Origin of the sequence: Paenibacillus sp. JCM 10914 (genome assembly GCF_001315105.1) — a bacterium.
Taxonomy (GTDB): Bacteria; Bacillota; Bacilli; order Paenibacillales; family Paenibacillaceae; genus Paenibacillus_AQ.
Genome location: NZ_BAZR01000030.1, coordinates 36,404 through 49,547, shown reverse-complemented (window position 1 = coordinate 49,547; position 13,144 = coordinate 36,404). Strand labels below are relative to the sequence as shown.

General features: G+C 51.0%; 7 protein-coding genes and 1 pseudogene. 2 read left to right on the top strand and 6 right to left on the bottom strand.

The features are described 5' to 3' along the window. Positions 1 to 94: 94 nt before the first annotated feature. The 3 genes and pseudogenes from JCM10914_RS23365 to JCM10914_RS23355 all read right to left on the bottom strand — a co-directional run bounded on the left by JCM10914_RS23365 (position 95) and on the right by JCM10914_RS23355 (position 3,181). The gene (locus JCM10914_RS23365) at positions 95 to 1,381 is read right to left on the bottom strand and encodes an ABC transporter substrate-binding protein (RefSeq protein ID WP_023965403.1); all 1,287 of its coding nucleotides are present in this window, start codon (positions 1,379 to 1,381) and stop codon (positions 95 to 97) included. Positions 1,382 to 1,455: 74 nt separating this feature from the next. Continuing rightward, positions 1,456 to 2,288: pseudogene (locus JCM10914_RS23360) on the bottom strand (carbohydrate ABC transporter permease). Between the two features lie 11 nt (positions 2,289 to 2,299). Beyond that, positions 2,300 to 3,181: a carbohydrate ABC transporter permease gene (locus JCM10914_RS23355; protein ID WP_023965399.1), complete on the bottom strand. Its 882-nt coding sequence runs from the start codon at positions 3,179 to 3,181 to the stop codon at positions 2,300 to 2,302. 163 nt (positions 3,182 to 3,344) lie between these two features. On the opposite strand from JCM10914_RS23355, the gene JCM10914_RS23350 reads away from it, so the two are divergent. After that, positions 3,345 to 5,132: a sensor histidine kinase gene (locus JCM10914_RS23350; RefSeq protein ID WP_052019904.1), complete on the top strand. Its 1,788-nt coding sequence runs from the start codon at positions 3,345 to 3,347 to the stop codon at positions 5,130 to 5,132. Then, entirely contained in the window at positions 5,110 to 6,735 is a 1,626-nt protein-coding gene (locus JCM10914_RS23345; RefSeq protein WP_023965395.1) for a response regulator, read from the top strand. The genes JCM10914_RS23350 and JCM10914_RS23345 overlap by 23 nt, the downstream gene beginning before the upstream one ends. Before the next feature lie 41 nt (positions 6,736 to 6,776). Here the strand turns inward: JCM10914_RS23345 and JCM10914_RS23340 are convergent, their stop codons facing one another. From JCM10914_RS23340 to JCM10914_RS23330, 3 genes are all read right to left on the bottom strand, one after another. Next, on the bottom strand, positions 6,777 to 8,810 hold the full coding sequence (locus tag JCM10914_RS23340; protein ID WP_036719776.1) for a beta-galactosidase: 2,034 nt from the start codon (positions 8,808 to 8,810) through the stop codon (positions 6,777 to 6,779). Between the two features lie 22 nt (positions 8,811 to 8,832). Continuing rightward, positions 8,833 to 11,229, bottom strand: coding sequence for a glycoside hydrolase N-terminal domain-containing protein (locus JCM10914_RS23335; RefSeq protein ID WP_023965391.1), 2,397 nt, complete (start codon positions 11,227 to 11,229; stop codon positions 8,833 to 8,835). Between the two features lie 128 nt (positions 11,230 to 11,357). Beyond that, complete coding sequence (locus JCM10914_RS23330) at positions 11,358 to 13,076, bottom strand: ABC transporter substrate-binding protein (protein ID WP_023965389.1); 1,719 nt, start codon at positions 13,074 to 13,076, stop codon at positions 11,358 to 11,360. Between the last annotated feature and the right edge of the window lie 68 nt (positions 13,077 to 13,144).

Sequence of the window (13,144 nt, the reverse complement as noted above, 5' to 3'; positions counted from 1 at the left end):
CGCCTCCTTCAAGTAATTAGAACAGCACCGCCCCTCCCGAATCATGGGCAAGGGACGGTGCTGTTGTGCAGCTGCAATGAAATCTAGATGTGACTTACTGGCTCAAACTATCCCAAGATGTCTGCATGTCTTCCAGCATCTTGTTAGCGTCGGATCTGCCGGCGAAGAATGCCTGCATTGCGCTTGAGAACTCCTGCGCTACACCGTCAGGGAACTTCGCGGACTGTCTTGGCAGCACTTTGCCTGCTTCGACATACTCCCACACAGCTGCGCCCAAATCACCCATATCTTCAGCCGTTGCTTCAATCGTAGTCAGCGCCGGAATGAATTTGAATTTCTTCACGATATACTCTTGCCCGATGTCCGATGTAACGAACCAGTTCAAGAAGATCTTGGCTTCTTCCTTGGATGCAGAATCTTTGTTGATCACCAGGTTGGCTGGCACTCCTACATTAATCTTGTCGTTCATTTCAGCATCCTCGCCCAGCGGCATTGGCAAGTAGCCAAGGTTCAGATCGGCATTGATGGCGTCGATCTCGGTTTGAGACCAGTTGCCGTTCTGCATCATAGCTGCCTTCTCGGTGGCCAAGAGGGAGATTGCGGTATTGTAATCGGTAGTCAATGGATTTTTGTTACCATGATCCAACGTCACTTGCATCAGCTTCGCCCATTCTTCAAACAAGGCGTTGCCTGGCATCTTCGTCGTTCCATCGTGCAGACCTTGAATGAACGCATTCGGGTCTTCTTGTTGAGCGAAGGCGGGGTTAATCCCTTGGTTACCGATCAGCCACCATTCTTGATAAGCGTTTGCAAAAGGCGTAATGCCTGCTGCTTCCAGCTTTTTGGCAGCATCCTCAAGTTGGGTCAACGTTTTGGGAAGCTCTGTAATGCCTGCTTGTTCAAACAAATCCTTATTGTAGATGTAGCCCCATCCTTCTAGGTTCATCGGCATACCATATACTTTGCCGTCCTTGGTCATGGGTTCTTTCGCCATATCTACCAAGTCTTCAACCCAAGGCTGATCGGACAGATCCTCGAGCCGGTCGATCCACATCTCCATCTCGGCGTCACCGCCATTGGAGAAGATGTCCGGCGCATCATTGGAAGCAAATTTGGTCTTGAGTGCCGCACCATAATCCGCACCGCCGCCAACGGTCTGGATATCCAGCTTAATATTCGGATATTCTTTCTCGAATTCAACCTTCAGTTCGTTCAGCCCATCCACGATTTCGGTCTTGAACTGGAAGATCTTTACCGTCTTTACTTCACCGGAATCTCCGCCGGTACTGTCATTCCCGCCACCCTCGGAATTGCCCCCGCAAGCAGCAAGCACGAGCGAGAAGGAGAGCAGCATGAGCAGAGCCAACTTCATTTTCTTCATCTGAATTACCCCCTAATTAAATGTATATATAAAGATGGAATTACCGTTTGGAATGTAAGGTGACGCTAGCTGCGTTATCCTTTGACGGAACCTGCAGCCACACCTTCAACAATGTATTTTTGAAGCGATAGGAAGAAAATAATGATTGGCGTAATGCCGAGCACCAAGCAGGTAACGCCAGGTCCCACTGTTTGGAGTACTGCCCAAAGAAAGCGAACGTCGCCAGTGGGATGGTTCGAAGTTCAGGACTCTGCAAGATGAGCGATGGCAGCAGATAATCATTCCATACCCAAAGGCAGTTCAGAATGATGACCGTCACCATCATCGGCTTCAGCATCGGCAGCACGATCCTGCCGAACACCCGGAACGGAGATGCGCCGTCCACGGTAGCCGCCTCTTCAATCTCCAGCGGAATCGCCTTGACGAAGCCGTGGAACAAGAACACCGATAGCGGAATGCCGAGTCCCATATAACTGAGTATCAAGCCAACCATGCTGTTGTTTACGCCCAAGGCGTTAATGACTTGCAGCAACGGGATCATGATCGATTGGAACGGAATAACCATCGCCGACACGAACAGCATGAAGACAATCCGGTTAAATACGGTATTGGCACGAACCATCCGGTAAGCAGCCATTGCACTAAGCATCGCAATCAACAAATTGCTGATCACCGTAATGATGACCGAGTTCGTGAACGCTTCCGGGAAGCGTGTCATCTGCCACGCCTTCACATAGTTGTCAAAGTGGAAGGCGGTTGGCCAATTGGCCGCATCTACCATAATATCCCCAAGCGATTTCACCGAATTCACAAGCAGGAAATAGAACGGCGAAAGAAAGATCAACGCAACGATCACCATCACGATCTGCAGCACGATGGCAGAAGGCGACATCGAAGGCTTTTTCATTTTCTCTCTCATTAAGCTTCCACCTCCTTCTTCTTCGTGAGTCGAACTTGAATCAGTGTAATGGCAGCCACTACAAGGAAGAAGATGAGCGACTTCGCGGTTCCGAGACCGTATCGGTTATTCAGGAACGCCTCATTGTACACATTCATCGCGAGCGATTCTGTCGAGCGATAAGGTCCGCCCTTCGTCAGCGACAAGTTCAGATCGAACATTTTGAAGGACCAGGAGATGGCCAGGAACAAGCATACGGTAACAGCCGGCATGATCAGCGGCACGATGACGCTCTTCAGAATCTGGAAGCGGCTAGCCCCGTCAATCTCCGCAGCCTCCATTACTTCCTTGGAGACATTCGTAATCGAGGCAATATAGATGACCATCAGATACCCTGAGGACTGCCACACGAATACCATCACGATTCCCCAGAACCCGGTTACTTCATCGCCGAGCCAAGGCAGCTGGAAGAATGAAATTCCCGTTACTTCACCGACTGTTGCGAATCCTTTGATAAAGATGAACTGCCAGATGAAGCCAAGCAGCAATCCGCCAATGACGTTCGGCATGAAAAATATCGTCCGCAGCCAGTTCCGTGCCCGAATGTTCTTCGTAAGCAGGTAGGCCAGGAAAAACCCAACCACGTTCGTCAGCAGTACGCCGACCACGGTGAACTTCGTCGTGAACCAGAATGATTGGAGAAACGCACTGTCATTCGTGAAGATTTGCTTAAAGTTCGCAAGCCCCACCCATTCCACGTTGCCCGATACCCCGTTCCAATTCGTGAACGAGTAATACATCCCCATCACAAATGGCACAATAATGGTAATGGCAAAAAACAGCAGCGCAGGTCCGATATAAATCAACTGCTGCGAGAGCGCAGCCGTTCTCTTGTTCTTCATATAAATCTCCTCCGCTTATCCTATCGTTTCTTCTCTATAATCTAATTATGCTAAGATTAAGACCGCGGCACTACCATCGGATGTGAACTAAATGGTATAGAAAATTGACCGGCAGGTGACGATATTGAACTGGAATAGCATTCGGACCAAGCTGATATTCTTCATGATCGTGGCAACGATCATACCCACCACGATCTCCATTGTGATCAGTTATAACATGACCACCCAATCGCTTAAAGAACGAGCGGTTACCGAGAATATGAGCCTACTCTATCAAGGAAGCTTGAACTTGGAGAACTATTTGGAAGAATTGAATCGAAGCTCGCTCACGGTCTATTCGGATCCGGATTTTTTTCGAAGTCTGAACTACAGTCATGAGAATACTAACGCCAGCGGCAGGCAATCCGCCACCCTTCAGAGTATCCAGAAAGCGATCGGCGATTCCATGCAGGTCTATCTCTACGTGGACGAACAGCGGGAAGCCACCTTGTTCGCTCAAGACATCGCCAGAAAAACGGGCAATGTGAGCCTTTATGCAGAAATCCCCGAGCTCGGGGGCCGCACTTTATTCATTCAGCCCCCCCATCCCTTGCATACCTACGGATTTCAATTGGCCTATCCGTACGAAGCGAACAAGCAGGTATTCACGCTCTACCGGGTAATCGAGAGAGTACCCTCTGCAGAGAAGCTGGGGCTGCTCGCCATCGATCTGGATTTGAGTTTTCTTAGCCGAATTGGCAGCCAATTATTCCAGCCCGACACCGAACGTCTATATATTACGAACGAGGAAGGGCGTGTCATGTATGCCGCCGATCATGAATTGCTAGGACTGAATCTGGAACAGGCGTGGCATGAGCAAGTCCAAAACTCCGATGATTCTGAGGGTTATTTTGAGCATGACGATCATATTTACGTCTATAATCATATCCGTTCGGCTTTAAGCGATTGGACGATCATCAAAGAGATTCCGACCTCTTATATACTTAGCAGTGCCAGCAAAGCCGCGTTCATCAACATTTTGCTGCTAGTCGTGTCGTTGATTCTCATCCTTGCGGCCATGATCTGGATTTCCGTGTACATCACTTCGCCGATTCGGCAGCTCGTAGGCATGATGAGCCAGGTCAAGAGCGGGCGAATGACCGTCGACATCTCGTCGGACCGCAAAGACGAGATCGGAACGCTGCATCGCCGCTTCGGCAGTATGATGGAGACGATCAATACCCTCATCGTGGAGGAATACAAGTTGAAACTAGCCAATCGAACCAATCAACTGCGTGCGCTCCAGGCCCAGGTTAATCCCCATTTCATGAACAATGCGCTGCAGACGATCGGAACTCTGGCGCTGGAGCATGATATGAAACGGATCTATTCCCTTATCTCTGCCTTGGCGCGAATGATGCGATATAGCATGTACAATACAGACAAACCGGTTACCCTGAGCACGGAGCTGGATCACGTGAAGGACTATGTGGAACTGCAGGGGGAACGGTTTGAGAATCAATTCGAATTCCGTTACGATGTGGATGAGTCCACGTTGCCGGTATGGATTCCGAAGATGCTGATTCAGCCGCTCATCGAGAATTATTTCAAGCACGGCATGAATCCGCTTGCTGATGATAACTACGTATTCTTGAATAGCCGCCGCCTTTCGGCCTCCATCGTTCAAATCACCGTTGAAGATAATGGCAACGGCATGCAGGAAGAAGCTTTCCAGGCACTGAACGAGCAGCTTGCACGAATGGAGCAGATGGATCTGGACCAGCTTCAGATTCATTCCGATAACGGTACGGACAGCAGCGGGATCGGACTTATTAATATTATGACAAGACTGCGATTGTTCTATCGCGGTAAATCGAACTTCACGATCGAGAATGGCCCGCAACACGGATTTCGAGTAATATTGACTATCAATGTGGAAGGTGTAGCTGATGAAGGCATTAATCGTGGATGATGAGGCACGGGTTCGCAAGGCGATATCTCTGTTGGTACGGTGGGAGGAGCATGGCATTACCGAAGTTCAGGAAGCAGCCAATGGCCAGGAGGCCATGGACCTGATTCCTTCGTATCGCCCGCACCTGGTGCTGCTGGATATGCTGATGCCGCTCAAGAACGGCCTGGATTTAATGGAATGGATGCATAAACAGACACCCGATACGAAATTCATCGTAATCAGCGGTCATGATGATTTTGAGTTTGTGCGCAATACGATCTGGTATAGCGGCACGGATTATATTCTGAAACCGATTGATGAGACGATCATCAATCAAGCGGTCGGCAAAGCGGCGGCAGCATGGAGAACGGAGGAGCAGGAGCGGCAGATCGCGCGGCAGCAGCATGTTCAAGTGAACGAGTACCGTCCGGTCTATTCCGAGAAGCTGCTGACGAGCCTCATTGACGATCCGAGCTCGCATCCGCAAATCGTAAGGCGGCTGCAGGATGAAGATATTGTACCGCCAGAAACGGAACGAATCCGTCTTGCGGTGCTCCAGTTGGACTCCTCCGACCATGCACTATTTCAGCGGTTTGGCCACCATCTGGATCTGCTGATGTTCGCCTTGCTGAATATATGCAATGAATTTTTGCAGCAAGACCGGACCGGAATGGCTTTTCGTCACTTGGGTGCCCAGCACCACATCGTAATTATGTTATGGGATCAATTATCAACCATGCCGATCAAGCTGCAGGAGATCAATAGCGGTTTTCAACGTACGTTATCCCGCAACATGCATTTTGGCCTGAGTACCACCGGACAGTATCCGGCAGACATGCCGGCTTTATATGCGATGTGCCTCCGCTCCTTGCGCTCACGCGATCTGACGCTGCTGAACCATTTCGTTCATGATGCAAACGATTCGGCACCGAGTGCCGGAACTTCACGACAGGTGCCATTCAGTGACTATGAAGATTCATGGAGATTAGCCGTCCTTAGCGGCCAACCCAAACTCATGACGGAAGCGGTTCAGGAATGGATCTCCGCGATCCGCAAGAATGGGTCGTTAACCCCAGAGCAGTTGGAACGCTGGGACCGGGAAATCGAGCGTTTCGCCAATCGACTGATTCATGAAGCGCTCCATCTTAGGGCGGAGTCGCTGCTGAAGACGTATCAAGAAGAGCAGGGCACGCTCGTACAGCCGAGTCCGGATCGATACATCTGTTCCCTGACGGAATGGCAGCATTATTGGGAACAATCGATGCATATGCTGGCATCGGTCCTGCAATCCCAGAAGCAGACAGGTTCCGACCTGATGCATGACGTTACCTCGTTTATTGATCAGAATTATCAGAACGAAGTGTCATTATACGATATCGCCGCGCGCTTTCATGTGAGCCGGGAATATATCTCACGGAAATTCAAGCAAAAACACGGCATTAACATACCGGAATATATCAACCGCATTCGGATCACGAAGGCCAAGGTTCTGCTGCAGAACCCGGACATGAAAGTAACCGCCATCTCGGAATTGGTAGGGTTCAAGAACGATAAATATTTCAGCCTTGTATTCAAGAAACAGGAAGGAATCTCACCCAAAGAGTTCCGAAAACTGCATATTTGAATAGACCACCGCACCTCTACTGAGATGGCGGTGGTCTTATTTTAGTTACCCGTGTCCTCCAGAATCATGACCCCGCGCCCCGGAATTATGCAACGCTCTCGCTCTTCCTTGCCTGTCAGGAGATCGACGTAGACGCTCTCTCCAAGCGACACTTCCTGAGGATTGGCTGTATGGTTGAGTACAAACGTATAGGCGGTTCCGGATTTAACCCGTCTTGTTACTTCCACGCCTACGGGTGCATCCAGTACAGACTCAATGCCGTGCGCTTCGCATATGGTCTGCATCAGGTCCTTCAGGAACTTCGGCTCCGGACTGGAGGCCACATACCACGCCTTCCCTTGCCCGAATGTATTCACGGTTAATGACGGCGTTCCCTGATAATAGTCCGAGCCATATTCAGCAACGACCTCCGCCCCTTCGGCGTGGATCACGTCGCACAGAATTCCGCAATCATAATCTCCTTCCAGACGTCCTTGCCGACCACGAATCACCATCTGATTCTGTGTGCCTGGCAGCAAGGCATCGATCTCCTCTGCCCATATTCCAAGCACTTTGCGAAGCTCGCCTGGGTAGCCTCCAAGCGTAACGAGATCGTTCTCGTTAACAATCCCGCTGAAGAACGTCGTTAAGAAGGTTCCTCCCTGGGATACGAAGCCTTCTACGCGCTCGGCAAATCCTTGCTTCGACATGTACATCACGGGCGCAACAACAACGTCGTATTGGCTCAAATCGTCCTCTACGCTGACCATATCGGTCTGGATATGGAGCTGGTGCAGGGCATCATAGTATTTATGGACCTCATTCACATAATTCAGCGCTATGCTCGGACCGCTCGACAGCTCGATCCCCCAGCGATTCTCCCAATCATAGATAATGGCTACTCTAGCATCGGACCGGGCATCGAGCAGCTTGTCGCCAAGCTGCTGCAATTCCTTGCCCAGCTCCGCGCACTCACGAAATACGCGGGTATGTTCATGTCCCACATGCTCGATCACCGCGCCGTGATACTTCTCGCAAGCTCCCATCGAACGCCGCAATTGAAAGAACATCACCGTATCCGCGCCATGCGCTACCGCTTGATAACTCCATAGGCGCATAACGCCTGGTCGCTTCGCGGAATTGTACGGCTGCCAATTCTGGACGCTTGGTGTCTGTTCCATCAGCATGAAGGGCTGCCCGCCCTTAAGACCGCGCATGAGTGCGTGGGTCATCGCCGTATGACTGTACGGTGTGTCGAGGGAAGGATAGTTATCCCATGACACGACGTCCATCTCCTTCGCCCATTTAAAGTAATCCAGTTCAGGATAAAATCCCATCAGGTTAGTCGTAATTGGAATATCCGGCGTGATCTTCTTCAATTCATCCCGCTCCAGCTTGTAGCAATCCAACAGACTGTCGGACTGGAAGCGGCGGTAATCGAGCGAGATACCCTGGAAGTTCGTACGGTTCCCCGACCATTCCTCGCTCAGCGCATTGGGCACGACAATATCCTCCCAATCGTAGAACGTATGACCCCAGAAGCGAGTATTCCACGCCTGATTTACGGCCTCCAGCGTGCTGTAACGCTGCTGCAGCCATGTTCGGAAAGCCGAGGCACAATTGTCGCAATAACAATAGCCACCGTACTCGTTGGATACGTGCCAGATGAGAACAGCCGGATGAGCTTGATAACGTTCAGCCAGCTTGCGCGCGATCCTTGTTGAATATGTTCGATAGGTTGGACTGTTGGGGCAAGAATTGTGGCGACCGCCGAATCTGCGCTTTCGTCCTTCGTAATCCACGCGCAGCACGTCCGGATATTTACGGGCCATCCATGCCGGGTGCGCTCCCGTGCTCGTCGCCAAGCAGACATATACGCCGTTCTTATACAGTCGATCGATCGTTTCGTCTAACCATGCAAAATCATACGAATCTTCATTCGGCTGGTTCAGGGCCCAAGAAAAAACGTTGACGGTCGCAACGTCAATGCCGGCCAGCTTAAACATGCGATCATCTTCTTGCCACACGTCCGCCTCCCACTGTTCTGGATTGTAATCCCCGCCGTACCACATTTTTGGTAGTTTTGGATTGATCATCGTTCTGTTCCCGCCCTTCATATTATTTATCCTTGGTTTGCGATCGTCGACTACCTTCGGTAACCCGCGTTATATAATAAGTCACACCCTGCGTGGTAGAGTAAGCTCCATCCTCTTCTTGGGGTAGCTCGCTTCCATCTTCAACATGAACTGCAATCTCATCTTTATAGCGTATCTTGAATGCTAGCCCATGCGTAGAGATAATTTGCGCAGACCCAAGATTCCCCTCGTTCCATTGCATATCGATGACAAAACCGCCGCGTGCCTTCAAACCACGCACGGCCCCGCTGCTCCATGCATCAGGCAAGGAAGGCAGAAGATGGATCTCTCCGTGATGGCTCTGCAGCAGCATCTCGGCAACACCCGCCGTTGCGCCAAAGTTCGCGTCAATTTGAAAGGGAGGATGGTCGCCCAGCAGATTGACGTGCATCGAACGTGATAACAGTGTACGGATGTACGTGTACGCCATTTCCGGCTGTTCCAAACGTGCAAACAGATTGATCAGCCATACACAGCTCCAGCCTGTATGCCCGCCGCCATGGCTTATTCTGGACAGGAGGGTACGATAAGCCGCTTCCGCTAATTGCGGCGTATGCCGCAAACTGATATCCTCACCAGGATACAATCCGAATAGATGGGACACGTGGCGATGGCCAGGCTCGGCCTCGGGAAAGTTCTCGCTCCATTCCATCAGTCTTCCTTCCGCGTCAATCGCGTACGGAAGCAAACGATCTATTGCTCTCTGCCATTCTTCGCGCAGATCGGAATCACAATCCAACTCCACCGATGCAGCGATGCAATGTTGAAACAAATCGCGAATGATCGCCATATCCATGGTGGAGCCCGCCGACACGCTGCAAGGCGTTCCGTCTTCCGTGAGGAACTGGTTCTCCGGAGAGGTGGAAGGGGTTGTCGTCAGATGGCCGCTGTCGTCTTCGATCAGCCAATCCAGACAGAATAAGGCGGCATCTCGCATGAGCGGGTAGGCTGTATCACGCAGAAACAGAGAGTCAGGATTGAATTGATAATGCTCCCACAAATGTCGGCTGAGCCAGGCGCCGCCAAGTGGCCAGAATGCCCACATCGCCCGCCCATCGCTTGGTGTTGCCATGCGCCATAGATCCACGTTATGGTGGGCAACCCAGCCGCGAGCGTGATAATGAATCTTTGCGGTGCGAGCCCCTGTCTGGCTAAGTTCACGTATAAGCTGGATTAATGGTTCGTGGCATTCGCTCAGATTGGTGGTTTCGGCAGGCCAATAATTCATCTCCGTATTGATATTGATCGTGTAATCGCTGTTCCACGGCGGCTGTACATGCGGGTTCCAGATGCCTTGCAGATGGGCAGGCTGGGTTCCGGGACGCGAGCTTGCGATGAGCAGATAGCGACCATACTGGAACATTAAAGCCTCAAGTTCCGGGTCGGGGTTACCTGCCAGATAAGCCTTCATCCGGTCATCCGTTGGTATCTCCGACTTCGTCTCATTTCCCTTCCCCAGGCTCAGTTCCACTCGCCTGAACATAGCTTGATGCTCCTCCAGATGACGCGAGCGAATGGCTTCGTACCCTAGCCGATCAGCTTGTTGGATGCGTTCACGGCATAAACGAGCCGAGTCTTGAGCCGTGCCCGGCATTTGATCATATCCGGCAAAATCGGTGGCTGCGGCAATCCATAGCGTAACGGATGTTGCTCCTGCAACCCGGATACAGCCGTTATGAATGTCCGCCTGACCTCCCTCTGTTCGGACGGTTAGCTGCATCTCATACTTGATTCCCAGCCCTTCCTCATAGAGGACCGATCCCGGATGATCCTGATGATAATTGTCCGCGATATGGGTTGGAGCCTGTCCATAGAGCACGAGCGCGTCGTTCTCACATCGTATCCGATGCGCTAATGGAGAATCATAGCGTACATTAAGGTTAACACCATCGGGCCGATCGCTTGTATAACGTATAGCAGCCACTTGATCCGGCTCACTAATCCATATGTGACGGTTATACGTCGTTTCGCCACACCGGAATCGAGTCGAGATTATGCCGGTATCCAGATTCAATTCACGGCAGTAATCCTTCCATTCCCCTTCCAAACCACCGTGTTCTATGATCAAGTCTCCAAGCGGCAGAAAAGATTCGGTGCTTCGCCCCACCATCTTGCCTTCGATCAGCTTCTCGGCCTCCACATAACGGCGGGAAGCAATTAACTCTCGTGCCGCAGCCAAGTGACGGAGCGCCTCGTAATTGTTCGTATCCCGCGGAAAACCGGACCAGAGCGTATCCGCATTCCATTGTATACGCTCTTCCCGCACCCCTCCGAATACCATCGCGCCGAGCTGCCCATTTCCTATCGGAAGCGCTTCTTCCCAGCGCGCGGCAGGCTGACGATACCATAATGTAGACGTGTATGGCCTTGGTGAACTCACAGCCGCAGTCCTCCTGTCGTTATGATGTAATGACATGTTCTCAAAGCATAACTTAGACGTTTATCTTAATAAGCCCATAGATTGATAACAAAAGGGGCCGCAAGAAATCCCGGCCCCTCTCTCATTCCTTATTTCCACAAGTCGACGCGCTGCTGTACAAGCTCCGTGTACTCCTGCTCCATTTTCTCTGCGCCTGCGCTGTTCAACTCTTGGATGAATTGGTCATATAACTGATCGAACTTTGCCGGATCCGCGAGAATGATTTCGGGAATACGCTTGCGGGTAATCTCCTCTACTTTTTTGTAGGTTATGTTGATGTTAGAGTCGCTTGGCACCGGGATGTTGTAAGCCACGCCCCATGGCTTCACCGGGAATTCTTCTTCCTTCGGCCACAAGTCTTTCCACATCTCCACGCCGTAAGCTGCCAGCGTCTCTTTTGCAGCCGGCGTGTAGTTCTCCATGATCGTCTCCGGGAAGTTCGTGGTATAGTAATTATCGGTCGAATCCTTCACCCCGTCTCCGTAACGCGGGAATATGGCGTTATACAAACCGATACCAGTCTCTTTGGTAAAGTTGGTGTTGTCGTACGTCTTGCGCTCTTGTATGTCTTCAGGGATGACGCGCACGCCGTCCACCACGTTGTAATGTTCGCCTTCAATGCCCCAGTTCATCAGTATCTGTCCTTCTTCGGAAGCCAGGTAATCGAGGAACTTGATAATTCGAACCGGATCCTTAGCGGATGTCGTAATGCCTACACCCCATCCCGCAACGTAACCGGCATTTTGGAATGTAGCATCTTTGCTTGTCTCGTCCAACTGAATCGGGAATCTTGCATAGGTACGATTCTCCTTACCGGAGGATCTAAGTGCGTTAGTCGCGTTGCCAAAGCCCCATTCCTGATCAATGACACCCAGAACACGGCCCGAAGAGATCTTCGCTTCATATTGGTCCGTCTTCTGTACGAACGTTTCCTTGTCCAAAAGACCTGACGCGTTCATATGATTCAACCAGCGGAAATATTCCTTCTCCTCCGGACGCTTGTAATGCAATTGCGCCTGTACCGTCTCGGGGTCGATATAATATTCGCCGTCATCGGATACGCCTGTTGCGATGAACGCAGGATTCGTCACCGAGATCATGATTCTCCATCCATCCGCATTCAGGGTCAACGGAATCGTCGGCTGACCGTCAATCGTCGGATTTTTCTCATAATAGTCCTTCAACGCTTTCTCGTAATCCTCTACCGTCTTAAGTTCAGGGTAATCGAGTTCCTTCAGCACTTCGTGTTGGATTTGGAAAGTACCTCCTGCATCGAGCATCTGATGGTCTACCGCGGCAAGCGTCGGCAGGACATAGATACCCTCATCCTCGTTGCTCCACTTCAAGCGGCTCATATAGTCGCCGTATACTTTCTTGATGTTCGGCGCATGTTCCTCGATTAGATCCGTCAAATCAATAAAACCACCGGCATCCACAAACAAATTAGCCTCACCTTTAGCGAATACCAGGTCTGGATATTCACCACTGGCTACCATCAACGGCAGCTTTTGATTAGAACCGTCCACCGCGTATTCCGCTTGAATCGTTATGCCTGTCATCTCAGTCAATTTCTTGCCGATGGCATCCTGCATATTCACCCAGTTGGCATTGGAATCGGCGCTATAATAAGTCATGGTCATCGGTTCCAATGTTTCTTCCTGCTGCGTATCGTTTCCGCCGGTTCCTGTTTCTCCGCCATTGGCGCTATTGCCGCTATTGCCGCTATCACCACTTCCGCAAGCCGCGAGAACGAATGTTGCAAGCATCATGACGGCGAGTAGCAGTGACAGTCTCTTCTTGTGTTTCATTGCTTTACCCCCTAATCAATTTATAAGTGCTTTATTGTATATCAGGCCAAGACAGCCTGCTGATACCA